Raw genomic sequence first — 25,222 nt, 5'->3', positions numbered from 1 at the left:
AGCTCATGATTAACGCCATTATCCAGTGGTCACTCCATAACCGTTTTTTTGTGTTGCTTGCCACCCTCATCCTGACGGGGTGGGGGTTCTATTCCGTCAAAGAAACACCCATTGACGCCATCCCGGACCTATCGGATGTACAGGTGATCGTCAAAACTCCCTACCCGGGCCAGGCACCCCAGGTGGTGGAAGACCAGGTGACCTATCCCCTGACCACCGCCATGCTGTCGGTACCGGGCGCCAAGACTGTTCGGGGTTATTCCTTTTTTGGCGATTCCTTCGTTTACGTGATTTTTGATGACGACACCGATCTGTACTGGGCCCGCTCCCGGGTATTGGAATACCTGAGCCAGGTGGCCGGGCAATTGCCTGATGCCGCTAAACCAGAGCTGGGGCCGGATGCGACCGGCGTTGGCTGGGTATACTCCTACGCCCTGGTGGACCGCACCGGTCAGCATGACCTGTCGGAACTGCGGGCTATTCAGGACTGGTTCCTGAAATTTGAACTGCAGACCGTGCCCGGTGTATCCGAGGTGGCCAGTGTCGGTGGGATGGTCAAGCAGTATCAGGTGGTGGTGAACCCGGACCGACTGAGAGCCCACAATGTCACGCTGCAGCGCATTCATGCCGCCATCAACAGCGCCAACCAGGAAACCGGCGCCTCCGTCGTGGAAATGGCCGAGGCGGAATACATGGTCAGGGTTACCGGCTATCTGCAGAACGAGGATGATCTGCGCCAGGTGCCGCTGGGTGTTAATGACAATGGCAAGCCCCTGTTGCTGAAGGATGTGGCAGATATCCAGTTAGGGCCCCAGATACGTCGGGGTATCGCCGAACTGAATGGAGAAGGCGAGGTGGCCGGGGGCATCGTAGTGATGCGCTTCGGCGAAAACGCACTGGAAACCATTCAGGGAGTTAAACAACGGCTTGAGGAGATCAAGGCCAGCCTCCCGGATGGGGTAGAAGTCGTGCCCACCTACGATCGTTCCACGCTGATCAACAACGCCGTGGACAATCTGTATGGAAAGCTGCTGCAGGAATTCCTGGTGGTCATCCTGATCTGCGCGGTGTTCCTGTTTCACCTTCGTTCCTCGCTGGTGGTCATCGTCAGCCTGCCCGTAGGTATCCTTGCGGCGTTCGTGGTGATGCACGCCCAGGGCATCAACGCCAATATCATGTCCCTCGGGGGTATTGCCATTGCCATCGGCGCCATGGTGGACGGGGCCATCGTGATGGTGGAGAACGTCCATAAACACATGGAGCGAACCCCGCTGACACCGGAAAACCGATGGGCCGTGATGTCGCGGGCTGCGGGTGAGGTGGGGCCGGCGCTGTTTTTCTCACTGATGATCATCACCGTGAGCTTTCTGCCGGTCTTCACCCTGGAGGCTCAGGAGGGCAAGCTCTTCGCGCCCCTGGCGTTCACCAAAACCTACGCCATGGCAGCCGCGGCGGGGCTGGCCATTACCCTGGTGCCGGTGCTGATGGGCTATTTTATCCGTGGCAAGGTATTGCCAGAGCATCGCAATCCCATCAACCGACTGCTGATCGCCCTGTACCGACCGGCTATCGGCTGGGCCCTGCGACGGCCGGCATTGATGCTTGCCGGAGGCCTGGTGGTGTTGATCATCGGCTTCTGGCCGGCCAATAAGCTGGGCAGCGAATTCATGCCCCCCCTGGACGAGGGGGACCTGATGTATATGCCCACCACCTATCCCGGTATCTCCATTGGCAAGGCCCGGCAGATCCTGCAACAGACCGACAAGCTGATCGCCAGTATTCCGGAAGTGGAAACGGTATTCGGCAAAATCGGCCGCGCCGAGACGGCCACCGATCCGGCCCCGCTGACCATGATTGAGACCTTTATCCAGTTCAAACCACGGGACCAGTGGCGACCCGGCGTGACCCCCGAGTCCCTGCGCCGGGAACTGGACAAAACCGTCAGACTTCCGGGCCTTACTAACGCCTGGGTCATGCCGATCAAAACCCGCATCGACATGCTCTCCACCGGCATCAAGACCCCGGTGGGCATCAAGGTGGCCGGCCCTGACTTGGCAGTGATCCAGGGTATAGGGGAGGAACTGGAACGGGTGCTGACTGACATACCCGGCACAGCCTCAGCGTTTTCAGAGCGGGTGGCCGGAGGACGTTATATCAAGGTGGATATAAAGCGCGAGGCTGCCGCTCGTTTCGGGCTGAATATCGCAGACATTCAATCGGTCGTACGTACCGCGATTGGCGGCATGAACGTGGCCAGCACGGTGGAGGGTCTGGAGCGCTATCCCATCAATCTGCGCTATCCCCAAGGTTACCGGGATTCGGTGGAGCAGATGCGCCTGCTGCCGATGGTGACACCCAATGGCCAGCGTATCGCGCTGGCGGATGTGGCGGATATCCGGATCGACAAGGGGCCGCCCATGATCAAGTCGGAAAACGCCCGTATCAATGGCTGGACTCTGGTGGATATCGAGGGCCGGGATCTGGGCAGTTGGGTAAGGGAGGCGCAGTCCGTGGTGCAGAAACAGATCGATCTGCCCGCCGGCTATTCTCTGGCCTGGTCCGGCCAATATGAGTACATGCAGCGTGCCAAGGAACGCCTGACGCTGGTGGTCCCGCTGACCCTGGCGATCATCATCATCCTGTTGTACCTGAACTTTCGCAACCTGACAGAGGTGGGCATTATCCTCGGCACCCTGCCATTCGGCATGATCGGCGGCATTTGGCTGATGTATCTGCTGGGTTACAACCTCTCCGTGGCCGTGGCCGTCGGTTTTATTGCCCTGGCCGGAGTCGCTGTGGAGATCGGTGTACTGATGCTGGTGTACCTGAACCAGTCCCTGCAAAACGCTTTGGAAACTGTCGATCATCAGCCAGGGAAGTTATCGGCGGATGCCCTGCGCCAGGCCATCAGCCACGGGGCTGCGCAACGTGTGCGCCCGATCATGATGACCTTCGCTGCCATTGTGGCTGGCCTGGTGCCGATCATGCTGGGCAGTGGGACCGGCTCGGAAGTGATGCAACGGATTGCTGGCCCGATGATCGGTGGCATGGTCACCACGTTGATACTGACCCTGCTGCTGATTCCGGTGATTTTCTATCTCTGGCAGCGCGCACGGCTGAAAAAAATCGCCAAAAAAGGAACATTCCGATGATTAGACCCATTGGCATTCAAACCGTTTTGATCCTGCTGATCACAATGGCCTTGCCGATAAACGCCGAACCTATTGAGGTCGTTGACGATTGGGTTCAAGAGGCTCTGACCAATAACGCGACTCTGGGCGCGCAAAGATCTGTCGCCGAAATGTCAGAAGCCAAAGTGGAGGGCTCAGATACTTGGGCCGACCCGGTCATCAAGTATGGCATTGCGCCTGAAACTCTAGAAGGACCTAATACAGTTGGGCATCGCTTTGAGGTGAGCCAACAGCTGCCCTGGCCGGATCATCTGTCGGCGTCTCGCAAGGCAGCGGAGGCCGGAATGCTTGCCGCCAAGCAGGAGACTCAGTGGCTAATAAGGCAGCTGACAGCTCGCGTTAAGGAGGCGTATGCATATTGGTGGTATGCCTATGAAGCGATCAAGCTCCATCATGAGACACGCGCTTTGGTCGAGCAACTGGCCACCGTAACGGAACAGAGGCTTGACTATGGCATCGGCTCGCAAAGTGAAATGCTCAGGGTCAAAACGGAGTTGGACACTCTAGATGCCAGACTAGTAGAGCTGCAAGCGGAAAAGGCCGGGCTAGCCAGCGACCTGATTCCTCTGCTTGGGCATCGTCCGACGGGGGCCAGTTTGCAACTGATGGCGCCATCTGAAACGCTTCTGTTCGCCGATGGACAGTTGGAACCAGATCATCCGCTGATTCGTGCAGCCGAGGCGAGGGAAGCCGAGGCGCGCGCCAGGCTGGATGTTGCCGAAGTCGATCGTAGACCTACGTTCACAGCAAATGCCGGCTATAACAGCCTGTGGGCTGACGAGAGAAAACGTTGGGTTGTCGGCATTGGCGTTCGGATTCCATTTAGTGGGCAGCGCCAGCACAGCGCCGTTCGAAAGGCGACTGCCGAAGCCTCACAAAAACGATGGCTGGCCACTCAGGCTCAGCGGGAATGGCGGGCCTCGATCGCTAAACTGAGGGCAAGCGTTGAGGCCGGCCATGGTCGCCTGAACATCCTCAACGAGCGACACTTGCCAAACCAGCGCGCGCACTGGGAAGCCAGTCTGAACGAGCTGGCCAGTGGCACTGGCAGACTGGAGGACGCGATAAATAGCGCAAGACAGCTTACTGGGGCCAAACTCCGTCGAGCTGGGGTGATCCGTGATCTATATGGTGCCTCGGCCGGGTACGAAGCCCTGATACCGGTGCGTACTATCAATGCGTTAAATTAAAGAGGTAATTCAATGGTCAAGTCTTCGGGCATTTTGGATAGCACCAGAAAGTTCCATTCCAAATGCCCGAAGACTCGAAAAAACCACTTGGACCAAAACTCATGAACCTTCCTGAATGTTCGCTTTGCGACCAAACCTAAAATTACTGATCGATTTTGTTTGCTCAAATATAGCAGGGTAGGTGTGCCACAGAGATGGTGGGCCGGAAACCGTCCAAAGATCACGTTAATGGGTGGTGATGTATCCGCCTACAATGACTGGGCACTGCCAAGGCGCCATTTGGGCACAGGCGCAATAATCGAGAAAAATTCCTATTTTTAATCTTGCTGTGCAAGGGTCACTGATGGCATAGGAGGTTTTCAAATTGCTCAGCTGAGAGTGATTTAGGCTAGGGGGTTATTATGATGATAACTCGCTGATTTGCCGAGTTAATGGCCCGCCCGTCAGGATTCGAACCTGAGGCCTTCGCCTCCGGCGTGTCGTAGATCCGCTCAAAGAGGTCGATCGGTGGGAAATGACAGGAGGTGATGTGGTGTGCCCGCCACTAGGGAAGGACCAGTTACGGGGTAGGCCTCACGTCCAACCCCGTTTCGCATCGAAGTAACGTCTGGCCTGCATCAGATGCTTCATCGAACCCCGGGCCATGAAGTCCAGGGCGGATGACCCAGAGAAAGGGACTTCACTGGTTGGCAGCCGAACCCGGCGATTGGCACGCTCCGCCGATGGGTACATCACTCTCAGTGACTTGTAGATCCCCATGATGTAGCTGATGCGCTCCAGCGTGTCCCGAGAGAGCTTGATGTGGGGGAGCTTCTGGTACTTGGAAAGCGTGGTCCGGGAGATACCGCCGAGCATTTGCATCATCTCTTCTTGGGAGCAACCCCACTCATGGCAGATGTTGAAGAAGCCTTTGAGGGCAACATGCCCGCGCAGAGCCTCGGCATCGGAGGTTTCGGGTTGTCTCTCGTTCTGTTGGGCCATTGCGAAAGTACCCTCATATGACTTTGAATAAACATTTTAGAAAAGATTTGCCCATATGTGCACATTTTTAAGTGCGGTCCCAGTCCGAAAACACGCTCTTTCGGGTCGTCTGAAGCAGCAATTAGAGCCGGATTTTTCTGACAATGAGCGGTACTGTAACGGGGTCATGCATAGCTGGTACCTAGGCTAGGAGTGTCGACTGCACTGGGGCAGGTCCATGGCTCATCCGCTACCGCCCAATTTTCTCTGTCAACTCTTTTAGTTGATCCTGCACCTGTCGTAGCTGACGAGTAATTTCATCTCTTTCATCATGAGCGTCCTGAGCCTGTTTGGCGTTTTGTTCCTCGCTCATTACTTCCAGAATGGCACCGATCATCATGTTCAGGAATACAAATGCAGTTAAGAAGATAAACGTCAAATAATAGATCCAGCTCAGCGGATAGAATTCCATCGTCTGATACATTATATCTGTCCAATCCTCAAAGGTTGCCACCCGGAAGAGCGTGAGCATCGCAATGGATAAATCACCCCAGAGAAACTCGTCCACGTTAGCGAAGAGCATCGAGCCCATTGCGGCATAGATGTAAAATATGATGAACATCAGCAGGGCGATGTATCCCATGCGGGGAATAGCTTTGAGCAGTGAATTAATCAAAAATCTTAGTTCCGGGACGACAGAGACTAGCCGCAACACTCGGAATATTCGGAGTAGTCTCCCTAGCAGAATCGCTTCTGAGTTATCCAAGGGGACGAGGCTACCAATGACCACGAGAGTGTCGAAAATATTCCAGCCATCGAGAAAGAAACGACGTTTTACTGGGCAGGCGGAAAATCGGAACAGAATTTCTAACAAAAAAAATACTGTGATTGCATTGTCAAAAAACGTCAACGATTTCTCGAATATCGGAGGTAGGTCGTAGGTTTTAGCGCCAATAGTTAGAGCCGATAGCACAATGATTGCGATAACTACGCCCTGAAAAATTGGGCTCGCCTCAATGCTTCGCAACTTGGAAAAAACAAGAGACTGAGAGTATGCATTTGATTCCATTTGATTAATTCTCTTCGGAAATGCAGGAGGTCTGTGATTCTACTCGCACTTCATCGTCTTTCGCGGCTTTGCGGCGCCGTGGCTCGCAGACCCTTAGATCCGGCAATATGGGAATTGACCGCCACGTGCAAAAGAACTTTCTACAAAATTGCCTAAACAGTACTTTGTTCAAGGTATTGCAATGTGCCAATGGCCGATATCAACTCGTTCAGCCATTACTCATTATTGCTCAGGCAATCCCTAGTTTCTTTTTTATCGGGAGAGGAAGCTCGTCATATATTTCATTCAGCGGCTCTTCGAGCCGCATTTTCAGCTCATCATAACGATGTTCGGCTAATCGGACTCGTTCAATCAAATCCTCTTTCTTGCTCCGATGCATTCCGCCTGGCGTAGGACTTTGAGCCCGTTTCAGTTTTTCGTTTTTTGCCTTTTCCAGTTCTGAGTTAACTGCCTCAATGTACTGTGCTAGATCGCCTGAAAAACTTGAGGTGTTCATCAGGGCGGATCGATTCATTCCCAGCGTCCTTGCTACCTCAGAACCTTTAATTTGATAGTGTTTCTTAATTGAGAAATCGGTGCTTGTTCGGTGGCGTCTTATAAAGAGTTCCTTTTCGCGTCTTAACTCCTCAACACATTTCCATGCCGCCCCGCTGGCGTTTTTTTCCGATACCCAGCTCGGGGGATTTTCCCCTGTTTCTTTAGCTGCTTTCTCTAAACGATCTTTCAGATACCCCATTACCATCATGCAGCCCTCAATCGATAGTTCTCTAGGGCGGTCTCCAATTCCGGGAGTGCTTCGTGTGTTGCGTTTAGTGTTCGGAGATGGCGTGCAGTATTGCTAACCAGTTCGTAGGAGGAGTGCTTGAAAATACCCGGTACAACAGGATCATTGAGGGCCTCGACATGGTGAATAATTGTAAGCAACATCCACTCTACATTCTGGGTCTGCATGAAATTGTGGAGGCATCCGAGGCATAATTCTGGCGACGCATTGTGGCGCATCGGTTCGCCACCTTCAGCGCATTTGGCTTTGTGGCGCGTCCGGCGCATCAGAAGGCAGTAGCCCCAAGGATTAGCTTTAATGTTTTCGATTTCCTTTGTCGCCAATTGGTCTGCGAGCTCCATTTGCTGCTCGGAACTTAGTACCTGGGTTGAACGTGATAGTCGCCGAAGCAGCTTGTTCATCTGACCAGCGTATCCCTCTCCGTGGTGTTGGATGTAGTTTCTTACTAACGAGTGGATTACCCTGAGTTTTGCACGCTGATGGCCTGCGCGGTTGTCCTTGTTGCGGATATAGGAGAGCCACATGGTGCGACTAATGTGCTTAAACTGGGAGCGAATCATCCAGCCGGCATCCCCATCAAAACGCCGATAAATAGCCTCAGCCCACATATGCCGAAACGCATGAGGGCTCGGATACAGCGCCTCAGCCAATAGCTCGTTCATCAGCACTCTTCCAACTACTGCATTGGATTTGCATTCTTTGTCGCTTAATGAGGACAGCCAGGTCTTGGTTTCATCGGAGAGTTGAGTATCAAGAAGTGCAGCCCAATCGGAGCGCAATACGCCGTGCCGATATTGTAATACCCAATCGCTAGCTTCACTGTTCTTGGTCCATGCAAACGAGAGCATTGGCCATTGTTCGCGAACCTGTCGCCGGGCCTCCTGTAAATTTTCGTCTACGGTGAAACTGTTCCACTCCGCGGCGCCTTTAATTTTAAGAAGGCGCTCTCGTTCCTGATGTTGTGCCATTGTAAGAACGTTGCCCGAGGCTTCGATTTGGGTCAGTGTTTGCCATGATTTCCAGTCGTCGATCGCCTCGAAACCTGGATACTTAAAAACAAAATGAGGCCACAGTGCTGTAACAGCGATATTAACCGCTATACTGGAATCGAATTGATTTCTCTTCGAAGATTTCGTTGAATACAGACATGGTTGATTTTCCTCCGTGCAGTTAAGGCGCTTTAGTCGTTCAATAATTGTAATCGTGCTGAAAGTCACCTCACGTAATTCACGGACTTGCCCATTGGTTTTGTGCACATACCAATCGATCTGGTATCGGTGAGGAAAGGCGTACTCATCAAGTTTGTCTTTGTTGTGAGTTTGCTGAATCGCCGTAAAAGGGAAACCGAACTCGCTTTTCCGCCACCCTGTTAATGCCGCAACGTTGGTTAATCCGGCCTTTGCGACTCGGTTAATAAATTGTCCCAGCAGGCCTCGTTTATTTGCTTTAGTTTCGTGTACAGCTCCCTCCGGTTGAAGGTCAAAAGACTTAAAAAATGCAACCGTGGGCGAAAAATTGGGCATGTCATCGCATCGCTGTTTGACTTCGTTCAATGCCTCTAAAAAAGAAGACCATGACACGTCTTCGTGACATCCGTGAAGGAGGCGCTGCGTTTCTTTCTGGTCACGAGTCTGAAGCCAGTTCCAAATCACAACTCGCAAGCGGTCTACGTTGTCTGGAGACGCGGCCAATCGAAATTTGAATGCGATTTCTCTCAATATATCCTCTTCCAAGAGCTTACATTCAAAGCGAGTCTGCCGATGGAGAGACCAGAAATGTTTGAGCACGACTGGCTGGATGCGGCGGATATATCTCGGACTTAGCGAAGAAAATTCCTCAGGGGAATTGCCTTCGAGAATCCGGGGTAGAATGGCTTTCAGTGTTTGAGGTTTGATCTTGAGTTTTTTGGCAATTTTCGGCAATTCTTGTTGTGTTTGTCGCAGGGCTATAGCGAGTGGAGCATGTTCTTCGAAAAAGTTCAGACAGTGCTCCACGTAATAGCGACCGTGATCCAGCGTAAGTAGGTTAAAGCTTTTCCCTTGCCTCCAGTCTTGGTAAGTGAGCTCGCCGTCTGCTATTTCGGGAATAAGTGTTTTTAAGGTAGCGCTAACCTGCGCTTCTGAGATTTTTCGGCTGATTAAGGGTAACCCCATTTCCTCACAAACTGTTTTCAGGTTTTGCAAGGTTGGCCTCTGGAGTGTCAGCTTGCCCTTTAATACTCTTGATGGAACTGGACCTTCGCGAGACCAAGTATGAGTCAAAACAAATTTTATGAGGTTTGGAAGGTTTTCACGGGTGATGACATCGGCATTATGTTCTGCCATGGCCCACATCCAGAGCATGAGGTTTCGGAAAATAAGGGGGTAAGTCGAAATTGTTAAATGTTCGGCGAGTAATGTCCAAAGACCTTTGACCAACAATACTGAGTTGACACCCCTCAAATGTTTCCACTCCGGATAGGCACGGGAAAGAGCCAAAGTCTCGTTAAAGTTTATGTTGTGAAGGTATTTGTTGTGGTCAATGAACGACCACGAATCGTCCATGAGAGAGTTATTATGGTTTCCAGGCAGCGCGCTCAAACGTGCGTCGAGTTCTCTACCATCAAGCCGGAACGATTCGTCTCGAGCAGTCAGAGTTGTCATTCTTGAGTCTCTAGAAAGTGATCAAACATGGGGGGGAGGTGGGGCTTAAGGTTGCGATACTGTTCTCGTGCGGCGCTTTCGGATCTCATCTTCTGCAATGTGCGAGTCATCCACTCCAACTGAACCAGCAGGGTTCGCTCTACCCAGTCTGGCCGAACAGTAAGCAGTTGCTTATATTTATTCTCGGCTTGGTCGATTGCATGTATGAACATTAGAGCCTGTTCGACAGTGTCAGGCACAATTATCAGACCGTCCGTTTCGTGTTGCTTTGAAGGAGGGTAGAGCGTTTGAACCTGAGCATTATCAGATCCTGTGGCATCAATTACTCGGCTGCGCAGCTCCAAATCTTTCAGGGCATTCGCCATCGAACTGACTGATGGCTGGTAAACGACATTTTCAAGATCATTGAGTATAAGGCGTGTGATTCGCCCTGCACGGTTTACAAAATCCTTATTTGCGTCGGTCAAGTAAGAATGTTTTTCTGTCCGAGACGTATGTGAGTGGTGATTGATAAGGTCTCCCTCACGGTATTGATCCGACCCAGCGTGAACCGCAGTAGTTTTTATATGAGTCAGACTGAATAAGACTGTGGGTAGGGGTCTAGAAACGGAATTTCTATAGTTTTCCAAGGTTCCATTACTTTTTCCTGTATTGGAATGCCAAGTCTCACTTCCTTCCTTTAGCGCCAAAACAGCATCCAAAAATATTGTTGGGGTGCCGACGGCTTTGGTTGCGTTAGCGATTCGGGATTGGAGTTGTGGTAATTGCCATAGGTTCCATAGCAATATCATATCTGTGTGCCTGGAGATGCTATTGGGGTTTTCAGTGATGTTGGGCATTGGTTTCTGTCTGGAGACATCGAAACTAAAAAGCCTCCCAGCATATGGCAGTCCATTGATGTAAGCATACTGTGCTTTGGTCCAGCAATCTGAGGCCATTAGCATGGCTGGTTCACGTGAAGATCCCGCTCGTCCTTTATAGTAGCGGCATTGCATTGCAATTAGGCGGCCAGAAGAATTGTGTTCGTAGGCGTAATCAGTGGTTTTGAGTTTATTGATATCGGTGGGTTGCACTGTTTCGCAGGCTACTAGCCAGGCCATTAGACACTCCTCCAAGGGAGAGTACGAATGCTGGTAGTCAGGGTGAAAAAGAGCAGGAGGCTGCCATGGTCGCGTGGGCTTTCCGTCGACATACGGCTTCCTCCTCAGTCCTCCAAGTCCTTCTCTCGCGATGAGGAGTTTGATTTGGGCTTGCTTGTCGGGCCTAGTGAAGTCGAGTAACAGCAGACGTGTTAAATCATCCGCCGGCTCACCATGTGCTTCGAAAGCGCCACAGCGCTGGAGTACGTTGATATTCCAACTCTCAAACCAACTATTTTGGGAGAGTTGTGGTTCGGTCATGCCCAGAGCCTGTTTTTGCCAACGTGCTCGTACTTCGAGCAGGTAAGATAGTGTCGCCGCCACTGTGACGCGAAAGCTTGTTAATAGCCGACTGGGACTCTCCAGTGACAAATATTTATGCTCACCGAGAATCGATCTTAACCAGGGCAAAGCGAGCCAGTCTGTAAGCGTGTAAGGCTCTGGATTTGCGTTTCTGGCTGCTTTTGACAGTCTTAAAAGCGTCGTCATGAAGGAGTATTCTTCCTCAGTCAGAGACTTGCTTCCGAGACCGGCTTTGAAAGCGGGAATAAGAGATTTAATTGGAGAACTCTTACAACCTTCGTCGTTCATCTTTGATGATTCGTAGTCTTTGAGGCATTGGTAGCGTCTGACCTCAAAAGTTTCGTGTTCAGTGTTGTTCAGCCAATTTACAAAGCCTTTGAAAGTTTCAAAACGGTCTATCTGGGATCTCTCAGTGAGGTTTCTAAACCACGATGTTTGAGAAGATGCGTAAAAAGTTTTGAATATGGCTCGGTGATATTGATTGTCGTGTTCCAACTCGATCGTTACAGTTGCACCAGATCGCCTTTTGAAAGCAATTCGGGTTGAGCTGATGCCAGCTGATGCCACTAATTTGGGCAAGATCTGATCAAAAGCCCTGCTCATTTCGTCGTCATAGGAAGATTCCTTAACCGTGTCGTTAAGTTCGGTCAAAAGATCCCCTCCATTTCTTGCATCTGTATGCGCATCCGTATGTACCGAGTCGTCACCTCTGGCGCATGACCGTTTTTGGTTATGGAGTGCCCAAGCCGCTGTGCAACGACAATAAGTGCTGCCGATTCGGAGCGTGTCTCTCTGCCTTCTGGGCCTGTGACTTCCTCATGAAACAGCTCAGTAGCAAATGTATGACGCAGATCATGAAACGAAAATTCAGGTTTGAGACCCGCCGCTTTTGCTCTTTTCCTGAAAACATTTGTGGCGTGGCTCTTGCTGATTTCCTTGCCAAGGCCACCTTGGTCGGTTCGGAGAAAAAAACTTTCATGATTGCTTGCACTGGCATCAATCAGCCATTGTCGCTCTGTCTCGTAGTATCGCTGCATATCGCGAAGAAGTTCACGATCAAAATAGATCCATCGCGACTTACCTGTTTTGGTATATCTGCCCTCTAACCAGAATTTGAACAGCTCGACGTTTTCAAAATCTTTATTGTTAAGTTGGAGAAATAGTTTTTGCAGAGCAGGTATGCGAAGACCTGGTAGCTCGGAGGTCCGCAGGCCAACCTCGAATCCCATTCGCATCATCAGCTTTTCAGCTAAAGTGCGGCAATGTCCAATCAATGCGCTGCGTGAGTGCCGAGGTATGTATTGGATGTAATGCTGTTTGGTACTGCTTTCGGCCATTGCCTGCCTCGTGCGTCTAGAGATTTCCAATCTCAAACGAGGCGTAAATTCCATGTAGTGGAGAAAGTTGTAGTAAGCGATAAGCGCTGATCGATGGGTGGCAAGCGATGAAGGTGACTTCAGTCGGCGAGCGAGGACTGCATTCAGATAGTGATTCACGAATCTTTCACTGCAGGAGGTTGACGCATGCATACCGGGTGTTTGGTCTTCCAAGCGACATTCCTCCAGGTAGCTTAGAAATTTTGCGAGAGCATATACATAGGCACGAATCGTCGAATCAGATATCGTCCTCTCAATTAATTCAACTTTTTCTCCACCATTTCTCTGCGTTGCTCCACTCGAGAAAAGTCGGGCTTCGAAAACAGTGTTGAATCGGGCAAGAAATGTAGTAAACAAAAGTGGCGCCAACGGTGGCTTCCAGCGTTCGTTATAGATCACCCAGTATGGCTCCAGCGGGTAGCCGTCATATGTTCTGTTTGCAAACTTTTCTACTTGGATGAGCACAACATAATCCAATAATTTAGTTATCATTAGTATAATCAGATTAAATGGATAAAGAACAACACTTTCTTAGACTGTTTTGTGATCTCGAAAACATCACATCGGTCCAATCCTCGAAGGTGGCCACCCGGAACAGGGTCAGCATGGCAATGGCCACATCTCCCCAGAGCTCCTCGTCCACGCTTGCGAAGAACATTGAGCCCATGGCCGCGTAGATATAGAAAATGATGAACATCAGCAGGGCGATGTAGCCCATGCGCGGAATCGCTTTTAACAGCGAGTTGATCAGGAACCGGAGTTCCGGGACTACGGACACCAGACGCAGCACCCGGAATACCCGCAACAGGCGTCCCAGCAGCACCGCTTCCGAGTTGTCCAGAGGAATCAGGCTGCCGATCACCACCAGGGTGTCGAACAGGTTCCAGCCGTCGAACAGAAATCGCTTTTTGTTGGCACACACGCCAAAGCGGAACAGGATTTCCACCAGGAAAAACAGGGTGATGGCGTTGTCCATGACGATCAGCGACTTCTCCACCAGGGGCGGCAAATCATAGGTTTTGGCGCCAATGGTTAGTGCCGACAGGATGATGATGGTGATGACTGCGCCCTGAAAAACCTTGCTGGACTCAATGCGGCGGAGTTTCTCGAAACCGGAGGCGGGGCTTAATTGGGACGACATGGCAGGCGGCGGCTCCAGATAATTCGCGGAAGGCCGAATTCTAAAGGGCCGGGACGGAATTGGATAGCCTGAATGACAGCCGACACCGGTTGCAAGGTGCGCAACTGTGCGCAATTAGCAGGATTTATTCAGCTTGATCAGAAATATTCATTCGTGCGATGGGCAAACCCTTCCCATAATCAGGTCACAAACAATAAAACCAAAAAGCGAGTGACATTCCATGGAAGATAGACCGGAGTTAGCCGGCTGGCGCTGGGGGCCGTTCACTTTCCGCGTGCCCTTTTACCACACGCGCCTGTGTTGGTCCGAGTTCCTGCAGGGGCTGTTTGTTTCTGCCGCCACAGGCCTGGCGCTGATCCCCGTGATGACCGCCTTCTTTGGCCTGAGTTTTGAAGAAGCCGTCGCATTGTCGATGATCCATGCCTCCCTGATTGCCTCGGCGGTGATCGTTTTCGGCGAGCCCTACGCTGGCGGCTGGATAACCCCCGCGCTGCCCCTGATTCTGGCGTTTGTGATAGGGGGCTACGAGGACCCGGTGAGCCGGTTCCAGGCGATGACCGCGCTGAGCCTGGTGTTTGCCTCGCTTGTCCTGTTTCTCGGGATAACCGGCCTGGGTCGTCGCTTTGTGATCTGGCTACCCGACACGCTCAAGGCCGGCATCATTCTCGGGGCGTCGATTGCTGCGCTCAAGCGGGTGTTCGTGGACGATGCCGAGCGCTTTCTGCTTGAACAGCCCATCGCCACGGGTCTTGCCTGTGCCATCTGTTTGATATTCACGTTCTCCATTCCGATGCAGAAGCTCAAGGAGCGCAGCCGGTTCTTCTTTATGTTGGGAGCCCTGGGCCTGCTGCCGGGCTTTCTGGCCGCGGCCATCGTCGGGCCCTTGGTTGGCGAGGTGGATTTCGATATTCAATGGGGAATTCTGGTGCCACCACTGGGCGAGGCATTGGCGAAGGTTTCTCCACTGGCCATCGGCTGGCCGTCCCAGGAGATGATTCTCCAGAGTATTCCGCTGGCACTGATTGCCTACATCATTCTGTTTGGCGATCTGGTCACCGGGAATGAAGTGCTGCGGGATGGCTTGAAGGTGCGCAAGGACGAGCACGTGGATATCAACCTGAACCGCACCCATTTCTCCCTGTCGATCCGTAACGCCATCATGGGTATTGTGGCGCCCTTCTTCCCGACCCAGGGAGCGGTGTGGACCGGCGTACATGTAATTGTGGTGCAGCGCTGGAAGCAGGGGCCGAAGGCCATGAACAGCTTGCACAGTGGCCTGGCCTCCTACTACCTGATGGGCCTGCCGTTCATCTTCTTCCTGTTGCCGCTGCTGACCGGGCTCAAACCGCTGCTGGGTGTTGCGCTGTCGCTGACTCTCGTGCTGACCGGTTTTGCCTGTGCTTACATTGCCATGTCGATCCCGAGGGACAATGCCTCAAGGGGTACGGTGGTTCTGATCGGCGCTGCTCTGGCGTTCTTTGAGCCATGGATGGGACTGTTGATTGGCGTGGTGGCAACCCTGGCTCTCGTGGGCTGGGATCGCAGCCCGGACCCGATTCCCCACGACGAGTGACGAGCTGATGGCAGATCCCTGGTGTCAGCCAGCCTGGCCCAGGATGATCTGCCATTCCTCCTCGCTCACGGGCATCACCGAGAGCCGGTTACCCTTGCGGACCAAAGGCAGGTCTTCGAGCCCGGCAATGGATTTCAGCCCATCCAGCGGGATCAGTCTCGACAGCGTGCGAACGTACTCCATGTCCACGGCTTGCCAGCGAGGCTTCTCAGCCGTGCTCTTGGCATCAAAATAGGGCGATTCAGGATCAAACTGGGTTGGATCGGGATAGGCGCTGCGAACGACCGTTACGATGCCGGCTATCCCGATGTGTTTGCAGCTGGAGTGGTAAAGAAAGACCTCGTCACCCTCTGCCATGCGGGCCAGAAAATTCCGGGCCTGGTAGTTACGCACGCCGTCCCAAGGAATCACCCCGTCCGGGGCTTTGGCAAAATCCTCGATGCCACATTCCGCGGGTTCTGATTTAACCAGCCACTTGGCCATTGCGCCCTCCGGTTAGTGATAAAACCTCGATTATAAGCCAAAAAAGCCCCCGAAGACGGGGGCAGAGAGGCGCAAGGTGATGTCTGTCTATGGCTTTTTCCGGTTCAGTGGATAAAACAGCTGTGGCGAGGCCAGTTCCGGCAAATCCGTTCTTTCCTCGTTGGCGGCCCACTCCACCCGCTCGGCAGAGCGGATCGCGTAGTGCATCCACGCCAGGGCAGCTGCAACGATCACAAACATCAGCATAAAGCAGCTCTGCCAGATGCCCGTAAGGTCGTTCAGTACGCCGAATGTCAGTGGCAGGATAAATCCACCAAGCCCGCCAATCATGCCCACCACACCGCCTACGGCACCGACATGCATGGGGTAGTAAACCGGAATGTGTTTGTACACCGCTGCCTTGCCCAGGGACATAAAGAATCCGAGGATAAAGATCAGGGTCACGAACATGGGCAGGTTCATGGCCAGGGTAAAGCGGATATCGCCATCAATGCCCTGAACGACGTAGTCGGTGGGCGGGTAGCTCAACAGAAACGTGCACAGAACCGACGCACCGAAGGTCCAGTACATCACCCGGCGGGCGCCGAAACGGTCAGACATCCAGCCGCCGAGAATCCGGAACAGCGAGGCCGGAATGGTGTAGAGCGCGGCAATGATACCGGCGGTTTTGATATCCAGGCCGTAGACGCCAATCAGGAAGTGCGGCAGCCAGAGCGCCAAAGCCACAAAGGCGCCGAATACAAAGAAGTAGTACAGGGCAAAGCGCCAGACCCTCAGCTCCCGCAGGGGTTCCATCTGCTCCAGGAAGGTTTTGGATTTGCTGCCAGCCCGCTCTGCGGCCAGGGGATCTTCCTTGGCCAACAGGATGAAAACAACACCCATGACTGCCAGCACCGTGGCGTAAATCTGTGCGGTGCTTTCCCAGCCGAATGCGACCAGCAGGAATGGCGCTCCGAAATTGGTCACCGCTGCGCCCACATTGCCCGCGCCGAAAATGCCCAGTGCCGTGCCCTGACGCTCTGGTTCAAACCAGGCCGCCGTGTAGGCCACCCCCACGATAAAGGCACCACCTGCCAGACCAACGCCCAGAGCGCCTACCAACAGCATGAGGTAGGTGGTTGCGAATGTGAGCAGGTACACGCAGGCGGCGGTAGTAAGCATCAGAATGCCGAATACCCAGCGGCCGCCGTACCGGTCTGTCCATATGCCCAGGAAAAGCCGACTTATCGAGCCGGTAAGAATGGGGGTGGCCATTAGCAGACCCAACTGGGTATCTGACAGTCCGAGATCCTCGCTGATGCGAATCCCGATGATGGAGAAAATGGTCCACACCGCAAAGCACAGGGTGAAGGCGAAAGTGGATAAACCCAGCGCGCGATATTGCTCGGGTTTTGACGGGCTAATAGCCATGTTTCTCCTCCTTTCAGATATCCATCGAGTGCTGTCTGAAAGCACCTCTTAAACCATACCAAAAACAGGGTTTTTCCATGCGGGGCATTGGAGGTACCTCCTGCTGGGTGCAGTGGTGGTAGGCAATCCGAGGCTTTTGAGGCCCAGGGGATAGATCCTTGATTTCTCTCGTGGGGTACGCGTTGCCAGGGTTGATTTGCGTCAATTATGGGCGGCACCGGAGTGTGGGCTAATGCTGACAGATATCAATGGATGCCCCTTGAAATGGCCTTTGAAAGGGCGCCGAAAACGCTCTCGGGAGAACCCAAAATGAAAATCATGATTGCCTACGACGGCTCGCGAAATGCCAGGTTGGCACTGGCTCAGACCATCACCATGTTTCGCGATCTCAAACCCGTCATCACCCTGGTTGCAGTTGCCGAGAATCCGCGGGACATCACCTCCGGAAATGAGGACATGTTCCAGCAGGAAGTGACAGAGCTCAAAAACCACCTGTCTGAGGCGATGGAGGTCTGCGACCAGGAGCAGGTCTCTGCTGAGAACATGCTTCTGGAGGGCGACCCGAGAAAGATGCTGCTGTTCGCCGCGGAAAAGAAGGTCCACCCGGACATGCTGGTTATCGCACGCCACAGCCACGAGCCCGACGGTGGCTTCATTGCCCGCTCACTGACCTATTTCGTGGACGAACTGGATTACATGACCTTCGGCAGCGTGAGTTCCTTCCTCGCCCGCCGCATCCAGTGCCCGCTTCTTATTCTGCCCAGCCGTTGAGTCTGGCCATAACCGTTTCTGTATCTGAAAGCCCAGGGAGGCTGACATGAAAGTCGCAGACGTTTTCCACGTCAAGAATCCGGAAGTCAGGGCACTGCACCTGACCTGGATCGCATTCTTTATCACGTTCTACGTGTGGTTCAACATGGCGCCGCTGGCATCGAGCATGCTCAAAAGCGTCGACTGGCTGACCGCCGATGACCTTCGGCTGTTTGCCATCTGTAACGTGGCACTGACCATTCCTGCCCGGATCATCGTGGGCATGGCTCTGGACCGCTTTGGTCCCCGTCGCGTGTTCTCCGTTCTGATGGTGCTGATGTCCATCCCGGCGCTGGTGTTTGCGTTCGGTAACACCATGACGCAACTGCTGGTCAGCCGTCTGGTGCTCAGCTCCATCGGTGCCAGCTTTGTGGTGGGTATCCACATGACCGCCATGTGGTTCAAGCCGAAAGACATCGGCTTTGCCGAAGGTTTCTATGCCGGCTGGGGTAATTTCGGTTCTGCTGCTGCGGCCATTACGCTGCCAACCATCGCACTGCACATGTACGGTGGTGAGGACGGCTGGCGCTGGGCCATCGCCCAGAGCGCAATCGTTATGGCGGCCTATGGTGTTTATTACTGGTTTGCGATTACCGACGGCCCGGCGGGCACCGTTCATCGCAAACCGCGCAAGGCCGTCGCATTGGAAGTCAGCAGCTGGGGCGACATGATCAAGCTGATCCTCTGGACCATTCCCCTGGTGGGCGTTCTGGGAATTCTGGTATGGCGCATCGAGAACATGGGGTATCTGAGTGCTACCGGAGCGGCCATCTGTTACGCCGTGATTATCGCCATCGTGTGTTACCAGATCATCCAGATTCTCAGGGTAAACGTTCCCTTGTTGAAACAGGGCGTGCCCGAGGATGACAAGTACCCGTTCAACAGCGTTGCAGCTCTGAACAGCACCTACTTCGCCAACTTTGGTGCCGAGCTGGCGGTGGTGTCCATGCTGCCGATGTTCTTCGAGGAAACCTGGAGCCTGAGTGCGACCGCCGCTGGCCTTATCGCTGCCTCCTTTGCCTTCGTGAACCTGGTGGCGCGCCCCATGGGTGGCCTGGTTTCAGACCGAATGGGCAACCGCCGGTTTGTGATGCTCAGCTACATGTTCGGCATCTCTGTCGGCTTCGCGCTCATGGGCCTGATGAACTCCAACTGGCCGTTGATTATTGCCGTGGGCATTACCGTATTCACCTCGTTCTTCGTGCAGGGAGCCGAGGGCGCAACCTTTGGCATTATTCCCTCCATCAAGCGGCGCCTGACCGGGCAGATCTCCGGCATGGCGGGCGCTTATGGCAACGTCGGTGCGGTGGTGTACCTGACCATCTTCACCTTCGTAACCCCGACCCAGTTCTTCTACATCATTGCCGGTGGCGCGTTTGTCAGCTGGTTGCTGTGCATCATGTGGCTGAAGGAGCCGGAGTCAGGCTTTGCCGACGAATACCAGGTGTCCTCTGTGGATCTCCAGATCGAAGAGGAAGAGCGTCGCCGGCAGGCTGCCGCTACCAGCTAACCCGGAACGGTTGAAGAAAAGGCCGCCGAGGCATTGCCCGGCGGCTTTTTTGCGTTTGAAGGGACATCATTTCGGGGGGCAAGCCTGCCTTACTTTGCCCACGGATCAGAAGTGGTCGTAGCCGAATTTCATGTAAGTGATTCCGGGGCTCAGAACCAACCGCCAGGCCAGTTCGATATCGTCGCTGCACTCCCAGTCATAGGTTCTTACGGTGTCCGTCAGGCAGTCGAGCCAGAGATCGTAGAGGTAGGGCTTGATGCTCAGATGGCGGGCACTGTGCAGGCAGGCAATTCGATGGAGGACATCGTCAACGTTGCCGCTGGCGTAAAAGGCTACGAGGCTGAAAAAGGATTTCTTCAGCATACTCCGCTGCACTGCCATATCGGTGTTGCGAAACAGTGCCCGGACCTCCGGCGAAGACATCAGGAACCGGCGATAGAAGGCTTCAAAGAAGTCAGGGACGTCAGATGGGGTCTGAAGGACACGTTCGTAGCTTGCGTCGAAGAGCTCTTCGAAGGACATAGCAGGCTCCCTGATTCTGTTGGGATTAAATCCAATATCCTGAATCTAGCATTTGCCAGCGTGTGCGTCATTTAGTGCAGATAGGGAGGTCGCCTTTGATGGAATGCAGGCATAAAAAAGCCGGCGCCATTAACGGACGCCGGCTGTTACCTGAACCCGGTATCAGGGATTCTTTATATACGCATTCTTGCGCAGGTAGAACCACCAGTTAACCACCAGACAGAGTGCGTAGAACACCGCGAACCCGTACATGGCCACTTCCGGAGTGCCGGCCTGGATTTCCTGGCCCATCACCCTGGGGGCGATGAACGCACCGTAGGCGGCAACTGCGGAGGTCCAGCCCAGAACCGGCCCTTTCTGCTGCTGGTTGAAAATGAAGCCGATGCTGCGGAAGGTGGAGCCGTTACCGATACCACTGGCGGCAAACATGATGATGAACAGGATCAGGAACGGCGCAAAGTAGGTGTTTGGATCGGTGGAGTTGTAGGCCAGCATCATCACATAGCCGGTGGCCACGGAGGCTGCGACCATCACAACCGAAATGATCTGGGTAACGATGGATCCGCCAACCTTGTCGGAAATCCAGCCGCCCACGGGACGAATCAGGGCGCCCACAAACGGTCCCATCCAGGCCCAGGTCAGTGCACTCGGCGCATCTGGGTTGACCACACGGGTTACCGTGCCATCGGCCGCCACTTCCATCATGTTGCCGAAGATAACGCTGATAGACAGTGGCAGGGCAGCAGAGAAGCCGATGAATGATCCAAAGGTAAGAATGTAGAGCACAGTCATGGACCAGGTGTGCTTGTTGCTGAAGATCGCAAACTGGTTCTGGATGTTGGGCTTGATGTCGCCCGGGATCAGCCGCAGAAGAATCAGTGTGAGCACGATGGTCAGCGGCAGCGCCAGCCACATATTCAGAACACTGAGGGCCCAGACGCCAGCGATAGAGGCGAGAATGCCTACACCATAGAGACCCAGAATCTTGCCGAAGGCCGAGAGGGGGTTGCCGGGGTTCGGGGTAACCACTTTAAGGTTGTTCATGCCAAACCAGCCAGCAAACGCCAGCGGGATCAGAAACACCAGCCAGATAAACCCGGCGTTCTGGATCCAGGTATCGGTACCCGCCTCGATGCGGCCAATCAGCGTGCCGCTGGGGCTCTGCAATTGCATCGGGTCGCCGGCGAGGGCGCCGAAGATACCCACGGTCATGACCAGTGGGATGACCACCTGCATGGTAGTGACGCCGAAGTTACCGAGACCGGCATTCATACCCAGGCCATAGCCCTGTTTGCTTTTCGGGTAGAAGGTGCTGATGTTGCTCATGGAGCAGGCAAAGTTACCGCCACCGATACCGGAGAGCAGTGCCAGGGCCTGGAACACGATAAAAGGTGTATCCGGGTTCATCAGGGCGATGCCGGTACCGGCAGCAGGAATCATCAGCAGGGCGGTGGTCAGGAACACCGTGTTTCGTCCGCCGGCGATCTTGATCATGAACGAGGCCGGGATCCGCAGGGTAGCACCAGACAGCCCTGCAATCGCAGACAGTGTAAACAGTTGCTCAATACTGAAAGGAAAGCCCAGGTTCTTCATCTGGGTGGTAATCATTCCCCACATCAGCCAGACGGCAAAGCCCATCAGCAGGCTGGGGATGGAAATCCAAAGGTTGCGGGAAGCAATAAGCTTGCCCTCCCGCTCCCAGAATTCTTCGCTCTCGACATCCCAGTGTTCGATGTCTGCGTTGGTCCTGTTCCTCGCGCCAATGTTGCCGGCGCTCGCTGTACTGTTAGACATGATTCGTGCTCCTCGGTTTGCATGACCCTTTGCCTCCGCTCAGGGGCTTCAGGGCTTTGTGCCATTGTGCAAAGCAGGAGGGGGACTAATTCTTGATATTGCTCAAGGACAAGGCTGCGGGGTGAACGGCCAGTTTTTATACGCTCTTTGAGGGCTGTTTAGGTGTCTAAAAAGTGTTTTAAATCAGAAGGATATGGTGGTGATAATCCGAAGGGGGTAGGCAAGCCGGTTGTCAGCGCAGTGGAGGTAGCCAATCATTTCCACCCGGGCGGGCGTGAGTTGCTCTAGGTCATGCCGCATTCTTGACCCTCAGGACTCCCGAAACTATCAGTAAAAATAACGCGGGAAACATTTTAAAGGTGCATCATGAATATTACACAACTTGCCCGTCTACCATTTTCCGGCAATGGCGCCTGGTCAGAGCTTCGGCGTCTTGACCTGTCCATTCCGTTCCTGGCCTGGGTGGTGGTAGTGCCGATGTCTTTTCTGCCGCCGGTGCTGCTCTACTATGCCGGCACGCATTACGGAGACGCCTTCATGCAGGGATTCGGAGGCAAGGAGTGGCGGTTCATCACCACGATCCTTTTCCTGGCAGAGTTACTCACGTTCTTCGTGATGGGCTGGCTGATCCATGCCGTCATGGGCAGTCATCAACTGAAAATCAGTTATCAGGATGCCTATTTGCTGGCTGCAATTGCGCCGCTACCGCTCTGGCTGTCATCACTGGCACTGCTGGTGCCTGTTCTGGCAGTCAGCGTTGTGGCGGTGTTTGCCGCCTTGTTCCTGTCCTGTGCGCTGGTGTACCAGGGCGTTCGCTCATTCTGCGAGCGAAGCGATAATGATGTGGTGGTTATGTCCGCCACCTACACCGTTATGTCGGCGTCTTTGCTGGCATGGGGCGTGCTGATGGCGATGGTTTGGGCGTTCTGATCACGCCGTGTGGGGTAGGACGCCAAAATAGATGGCACTGAAGTGGCAGGCGCTGCCGCCGATTACGAACAGGTGCCAGATCGCATGCATGTAAGGTATGCGGTCGGCCAGATAGAAGGCGACACCGGCGGTGTACACAATGCCGCCGGCAATCGTCAGGTTCAGGGCTGTTTCACTCAGGTTGGCCACCAGATCGGATGAGGCGAACGTGATCAGCCAGCCCATGGCCACGTAGATGCCAACCCTCGCGAGCTTGAAGCGGTTTTTAAAAATAACCTTCAGAACCACGCCGGTGATCGCCAGTGACCAGATCACCGCAAACAGTGTCCAGCCCACCGTGCCACGCATGTTCACGAGCAGAAACGGCGTGTAGGTGCCGGCGATCAGCAGAAAAATGGCGCAATGATCAAGGGTTTTGAACGCCCTTTTCAGTTCTGGCCGTTGGGCACCGTGGTACAGGGCAGAAGCCAGATAGAGAAGAATCAGGGACGCGCCGAAAATACTGAAACTGACAATCTTCCAGGCATCTCCGAATTGACTGGCACCCACGATCAATGCGGCCGTGCCAATCACGCTCAATATCGCGCCGAGCCCGTGAGTGGCGCTGTTCAGCCACTCTTCAATGCGGTGATGGTTATTCTTTGCGAGGGATGGGGTTGCTGTCACTGAGCGGTCTTCCGTATAAGTCATGGCCATAAAATACTTCAGCGTACACCTGTACGCAATGGCTGATCGTGAACATCCTGTGACCCTGTTCAGAAAAACTGAACGACCTGTCGGAAAACTTCCGATTTCTCTCGAGTCTGCCACTGGTTAGCATGCGTATATCCGATCACAGACAGAGGAGGTTCTCCCGATGGCAAAAGTACTTATGCTCTACTATTCGATGTATGGCCATATCGAAACAATGGCAAACACCATCGCCGAAGGCGCCAAAGAGGTTAGCGGTGTAGACGTCACGATCAAACGCGTACCGGAAACCATGGCCGATCAGGCGTTTCTGGGTGCCGGCGGCAAGGCGGACCAGGAAGCTCCGGTAGCCGATCCGAAAGAGTTGGCAGAGTACGACGCCATCATCTTCGGTACGCCCACCCGGTTCGGCAACATGGCCGGGCAGATGCGCAACTTCCTGGATCAGACAGGCGGTTTGTGGGCCGAAGGCAAGCTTCACGGCAAGGTGGCCAGTGTGTTTACCTCCACAGGCACCGGTGGCGGGCAGGAGCATACCATCAGCTCATTCTGGACCACACTGGCCCACCACGGCATGGTCATTGTGCCCCTGGGCTACGGCATCCCGGAGTTCTTCGATATCTCGGAAGTGAATGGTGGGACTCCCTACGGAGCGTCAACCATCGCAGGTGGAGACGGCTCACGGCAGCCCAGCGAGAAAGAGTTGGCTATTGCCCGTTTCCAGGGTAAGCACGTTGCCGAGCTGGCAGTAAAACTGCACGGTTGAACCTGAAGTTTTAGCAAAGCGTTGAGCGTTTTCCAGGGCAGCAGGCGAGAGCTTGCTGCCCTTTTTTATGCTGTATCCGGTTGGTTTCAGGGCCGGCTCTTCGCAGTTGCGGTCTTCAGGCGGGAGAAGGTCGCCGGCACAACACCGAGCCATGATGCCAGTTGATTATCCGGCACCCGTTTAACCAGTTCCGGGTATTCCTCCAGCAATAACTTGTAGCGTTCTCTTGCCGGCATGGTGTGCTTGCGGAACTCCCTCATGCTGGTCAGCTCGGCAATTTCCTCGGTCAAGGCCAGGGCGAACCGGGGCCAGAGCCCTTCACCGTGGGACTGGATTGCGGAACGGAAGGCCGCGAAGTCAGCCACCCAGGCCGTCACCGGCGTTACTGAAGTCAGGCAAAGGGTGTTTCGTACGGTTCGGCTACGGCCAAAAACCGGCCAGATCATATCGCCTTCGGAAAAGAAGTGGTGGACGGACACCTTGCCGCTGGGTGCTTCCCGGAACAGCCGAAGGATGCCGTACTGAACCAGATAAACGTTTGCCCAGGGTGTGTCGTGCTTTTCCAGAGCGGTTTCGGAGTCAACCCTGCAGAGGTGAAACAGGCGGGCGAGGTCTGCCAGAAACCGTGCGTCCGGATCATTCTCGTGCCCTGCCAGGCGAATACCGAAGACCCGGCTGAGGCCATGCAGCAGGGCAGCTGACTCCGGTGCGGCATCCTGCTGGATAATCTCGGGGTTGTTTTCTCCCAACATGCACGGGGCGGAGGAAACGTCTGGCCTGAAGATGCTGTTCATGGCGTTGACCCTGTTACGAGTGTCAGGTCAATTATGGTATCAGAGAAACATCTTTTGAAATGACTTAAATCATTAAGGCTTTTTCACTGAGTCGATATCGCGATCTGACGAACGTTCAGTGGTAGACTCCGGCACCTGTTGCTGG

General features: G+C 53.9%; 20 protein-coding genes. 7 read left to right on the top strand and 13 right to left on the bottom strand.

Annotation, left to right across the window (positions count from 1 at the left end; genetic code table 11):
* Nucleotides 1-5 precede the first annotated feature (5 nt).
* Both ACO06L_RS09790 and ACO06L_RS09785 read left to right on the top strand, forming a co-directional pair.
* The gene (locus tag ACO06L_RS09790; protein WP_202347905.1) at nucleotides 6-3,152 is read left to right on the top strand and encodes an efflux RND transporter permease subunit; all 3,147 of its coding nucleotides are present in this window, start codon (nucleotides 6-8) and stop codon (nucleotides 3,150-3,152) included.
* Nucleotides 3,149-4,381 (top strand): TolC family protein, encoded by a 1,233-nt coding sequence (locus ACO06L_RS09785; protein ID WP_227716018.1) that lies wholly within the window; start codon nucleotides 3,149-3,151, stop codon nucleotides 4,379-4,381. Before ACO06L_RS09790 ends, ACO06L_RS09785 begins: the two co-directional genes overlap by 4 nt.
* 573 nt (nucleotides 4,382-4,954) lie before the next feature.
* On the opposite strand, the gene ACO06L_RS09780 is transcribed toward ACO06L_RS09785, so the two are convergent.
* The 7 genes from ACO06L_RS09780 to ACO06L_RS09750 all read right to left on the bottom strand — a co-directional run bounded on the left by ACO06L_RS09780 (nucleotide 4,955) and on the right by ACO06L_RS09750 (nucleotide 13,795).
* Nucleotides 4,955-5,362 carry an antitoxin Xre-like helix-turn-helix domain-containing protein gene (locus ACO06L_RS09780; protein ID WP_008175530.1) on the bottom strand — a complete coding sequence of 136 codons (408 nt, stop codon included), beginning with the start codon at nucleotides 5,360-5,362 and terminating at the stop codon, nucleotides 4,955-4,957.
* A gap of 229 nt (nucleotides 5,363-5,591) precedes the next feature.
* Nucleotides 5,592-6,410 (bottom strand): ion transporter, encoded by an 819-nt coding sequence (locus tag ACO06L_RS09775; protein ID WP_008175494.1) that lies wholly within the window; start codon nucleotides 6,408-6,410, stop codon nucleotides 5,592-5,594.
* 229 nt (nucleotides 6,411-6,639) lie between these two features.
* On the bottom strand, nucleotides 6,640-7,155 hold the full coding sequence (locus ACO06L_RS09770; RefSeq protein WP_202347904.1) for a hypothetical protein: 516 nt from the start codon (nucleotides 7,153-7,155) through the stop codon (nucleotides 6,640-6,642).
* Complete coding sequence (locus ACO06L_RS09765; protein ID WP_202347903.1) at nucleotides 7,152-9,836, bottom strand: hypothetical protein; 2,685 nt, start codon at nucleotides 9,834-9,836, stop codon at nucleotides 7,152-7,154. The genes ACO06L_RS09770 and ACO06L_RS09765 overlap by 4 nt, the downstream gene beginning before the upstream one ends.
* Nucleotides 9,833-11,929 carry a hypothetical protein gene (locus ACO06L_RS09760; protein ID WP_202347902.1) on the bottom strand — a complete coding sequence of 699 codons (2,097 nt, stop codon included), beginning with the start codon at nucleotides 11,927-11,929 and terminating at the stop codon, nucleotides 9,833-9,835. Before ACO06L_RS09760 ends, ACO06L_RS09765 begins: the two co-directional genes overlap by 4 nt.
* Nucleotides 11,926-13,119, bottom strand: a complete 1,194-nt coding sequence (locus ACO06L_RS09755) for a tyrosine-type recombinase/integrase (protein WP_202347901.1) — start codon at nucleotides 13,117-13,119, stop codon at nucleotides 11,926-11,928. Before ACO06L_RS09755 ends, ACO06L_RS09760 begins: the two co-directional genes overlap by 4 nt.
* A 40-nt stretch (nucleotides 13,120-13,159) precedes the next feature.
* A complete protein-coding gene (locus ACO06L_RS09750; RefSeq protein ID WP_227716020.1) occupies nucleotides 13,160-13,795 on the bottom strand; it encodes an ion transporter in 636 nt (211 codons plus the stop codon).
* A 220-nt stretch (nucleotides 13,796-14,015) separates the two neighbouring features.
* Here ACO06L_RS09750 and ACO06L_RS09745 point away from each other — a divergent pair, with 220 nt between their 5' ends.
* A complete protein-coding gene (locus ACO06L_RS09745; protein ID WP_092032095.1) occupies nucleotides 14,016-15,368 on the top strand; it encodes a hypothetical protein in 1,353 nt (450 codons plus the stop codon).
* A gap of 24 nt (nucleotides 15,369-15,392) precedes the next feature.
* Here ACO06L_RS09745 and ACO06L_RS09740 read toward each other — a convergent pair whose 3' ends face one another.
* Both ACO06L_RS09740 and ACO06L_RS09735 read right to left on the bottom strand, forming a co-directional pair.
* Complete coding sequence (locus tag ACO06L_RS09740) at nucleotides 15,393-15,851, bottom strand: EVE domain-containing protein (protein WP_202347900.1); 459 nt, start codon at nucleotides 15,849-15,851, stop codon at nucleotides 15,393-15,395.
* An 87-nt stretch (nucleotides 15,852-15,938) separates the two neighbouring features.
* Entirely contained in the window at nucleotides 15,939-17,261 is a 1,323-nt protein-coding gene (locus ACO06L_RS09735; protein WP_202347899.1) for an MFS transporter, read from the bottom strand.
* Nucleotides 17,262-17,570: 309 nt separating this feature from the next.
* On the opposite strand from ACO06L_RS09735, the gene ACO06L_RS09730 reads away from it, so the two are divergent.
* Together ACO06L_RS09730 and ACO06L_RS09725 are read left to right on the top strand one after the other, a co-directional pair.
* Nucleotides 17,571-18,032 (top strand): universal stress protein, encoded by a 462-nt coding sequence (locus ACO06L_RS09730; protein ID WP_202347898.1) that lies wholly within the window; start codon nucleotides 17,571-17,573, stop codon nucleotides 18,030-18,032.
* A gap of 46 nt (nucleotides 18,033-18,078) precedes the next feature.
* The gene (locus tag ACO06L_RS09725; protein WP_202347897.1) at nucleotides 18,079-19,581 is read left to right on the top strand and encodes an MFS transporter; all 1,503 of its coding nucleotides are present in this window, start codon (nucleotides 18,079-18,081) and stop codon (nucleotides 19,579-19,581) included.
* A gap of 105 nt (nucleotides 19,582-19,686) precedes the next feature.
* Here the strand turns inward: ACO06L_RS09725 and ACO06L_RS09720 are convergent, their stop codons facing one another.
* A complete protein-coding gene (locus ACO06L_RS09720) occupies nucleotides 19,687-20,103 on the bottom strand; it encodes a globin (protein ID WP_202347896.1) in 417 nt (138 codons plus the stop codon).
* Between the two features lie 162 nt (nucleotides 20,104-20,265).
* Complete coding sequence (locus ACO06L_RS09715; protein ID WP_202347895.1) at nucleotides 20,266-21,897, bottom strand: antiporter; 1,632 nt, start codon at nucleotides 21,895-21,897, stop codon at nucleotides 20,266-20,268.
* Nucleotides 21,898-22,263: 366 nt separating this feature from the next.
* Here ACO06L_RS09715 and ACO06L_RS09710 point away from each other — a divergent pair, with 366 nt between their 5' ends.
* Nucleotides 22,264-22,827: a Yip1 family protein gene (locus ACO06L_RS09710; RefSeq protein WP_202347894.1), complete on the top strand. Its 564-nt coding sequence runs from the start codon at nucleotides 22,264-22,266 to the stop codon at nucleotides 22,825-22,827.
* On the opposite strand, the gene trhA is transcribed toward ACO06L_RS09710, so the two are convergent.
* Nucleotides 22,828-23,517 carry a PAQR family membrane homeostasis protein TrhA gene (gene trhA, locus ACO06L_RS09705; protein WP_104321736.1) on the bottom strand — a complete coding sequence of 230 codons (690 nt, stop codon included), beginning with the start codon at nucleotides 23,515-23,517 and terminating at the stop codon, nucleotides 22,828-22,830.
* Between the two features lie 166 nt (nucleotides 23,518-23,683).
* Between trhA and wrbA the strand changes: the two genes are divergently transcribed.
* Nucleotides 23,684-24,283, top strand: coding sequence for an NAD(P)H:quinone oxidoreductase (gene wrbA, locus ACO06L_RS09700; RefSeq protein WP_202347893.1), 600 nt, complete (start codon nucleotides 23,684-23,686; stop codon nucleotides 24,281-24,283).
* Nucleotides 24,284-24,369: 86 nt separating this feature from the next.
* Here the strand turns inward: wrbA and ACO06L_RS09695 are convergent, their stop codons facing one another.
* Nucleotides 24,370-25,077: a Crp/Fnr family transcriptional regulator gene (locus ACO06L_RS09695; RefSeq protein WP_104321608.1), complete on the bottom strand. Its 708-nt coding sequence runs from the start codon at nucleotides 25,075-25,077 to the stop codon at nucleotides 24,370-24,372.
* Nucleotides 25,078-25,222: the final 145 nt, after the last annotated feature.

It is taken from the genome of Marinobacter sp., from assembly GCF_965229985.1.
Lineage (GTDB): Bacteria > Pseudomonadota > Gammaproteobacteria > Pseudomonadales > Oleiphilaceae > Marinobacter.
Note: the sequence above shows the minus strand (reverse complement) of the source record. Positions and strands in the feature narration are given on the sequence as shown.

What these genes read in the sequence shown, in the direction of transcription:
- ACO06L_RS09735 (WP_202347899.1), bottom strand. Translation starts at nt 17,261, where the DNA reads ATGGCTATTAGCCCGTCAAAACCCGAGCAATATCGCGCGCTGGGTTTA.
- ACO06L_RS09710 (WP_202347894.1), top strand. Translation starts at nt 22,264, where the DNA reads ATGAATATTACACAACTTGCCCGTCTACCATTTTCCGGCAATGGCGCC.
- wrbA (WP_202347893.1), top strand. Translation starts at nt 23,684, where the DNA reads ATGGCAAAAGTACTTATGCTCTACTATTCGATGTATGGCCATATCGAA.
- ACO06L_RS09745 (WP_092032095.1), top strand. Translation starts at nt 14,016, where the DNA reads ATGGAAGATAGACCGGAGTTAGCCGGCTGGCGCTGGGGGCCGTTCACT.
- ACO06L_RS09720 (WP_202347896.1), bottom strand. Translation starts at nt 20,103, where the DNA reads ATGTCCTTCGAAGAGCTCTTCGACGCAAGCTACGAACGTGTCCTTCAG.
- ACO06L_RS09770 (WP_202347904.1), bottom strand. Translation starts at nt 7,155, where the DNA reads ATGATGGTAATGGGGTATCTGAAAGATCGTTTAGAGAAAGCAGCTAAA.
- ACO06L_RS09725 (WP_202347897.1), top strand. Translation starts at nt 18,079, where the DNA reads ATGAAAGTCGCAGACGTTTTCCACGTCAAGAATCCGGAAGTCAGGGCA.
- ACO06L_RS09765 (WP_202347903.1), bottom strand. Translation starts at nt 9,836, where the DNA reads ATGACAACTCTGACTGCTCGAGACGAATCGTTCCGGCTTGATGGTAGA.
- ACO06L_RS09780 (WP_008175530.1), bottom strand. Translation starts at nt 5,362, where the DNA reads ATGGCCCAACAGAACGAGAGACAACCCGAAACCTCCGATGCCGAGGCT.
- trhA (WP_104321736.1), bottom strand. Translation starts at nt 23,517, where the DNA reads ATGACTTATACGGAAGACCGCTCAGTGACAGCAACCCCATCCCTCGCA.
- ACO06L_RS09750 (WP_227716020.1), bottom strand. Translation starts at nt 13,795, where the DNA reads ATGTCGTCCCAATTAAGCCCCGCCTCCGGTTTCGAGAAACTCCGCCGC.
- ACO06L_RS09730 (WP_202347898.1), top strand. Translation starts at nt 17,571, where the DNA reads ATGAAAATCATGATTGCCTACGACGGCTCGCGAAATGCCAGGTTGGCA.
- ACO06L_RS09740 (WP_202347900.1), bottom strand. Translation starts at nt 15,851, where the DNA reads ATGGCCAAGTGGCTGGTTAAATCAGAACCCGCGGAATGTGGCATCGAG.
- ACO06L_RS09790 (WP_202347905.1), top strand. Translation starts at nt 6, where the DNA reads ATGATTAACGCCATTATCCAGTGGTCACTCCATAACCGTTTTTTTGTG.
- ACO06L_RS09775 (WP_008175494.1), bottom strand. Translation starts at nt 6,410, where the DNA reads ATGGAATCAAATGCATACTCTCAGTCTCTTGTTTTTTCCAAGTTGCGA.
- ACO06L_RS09715 (WP_202347895.1), bottom strand. Translation starts at nt 21,897, where the DNA reads ATGTCTAACAGTACAGCGAGCGCCGGCAACATTGGCGCGAGGAACAGG.
- ACO06L_RS09785 (WP_227716018.1), top strand. Translation starts at nt 3,149, where the DNA reads ATGATTAGACCCATTGGCATTCAAACCGTTTTGATCCTGCTGATCACA.
- ACO06L_RS09695 (WP_104321608.1), bottom strand. Translation starts at nt 25,077, where the DNA reads ATGAACAGCATCTTCAGGCCAGACGTTTCCTCCGCCCCGTGCATGTTG.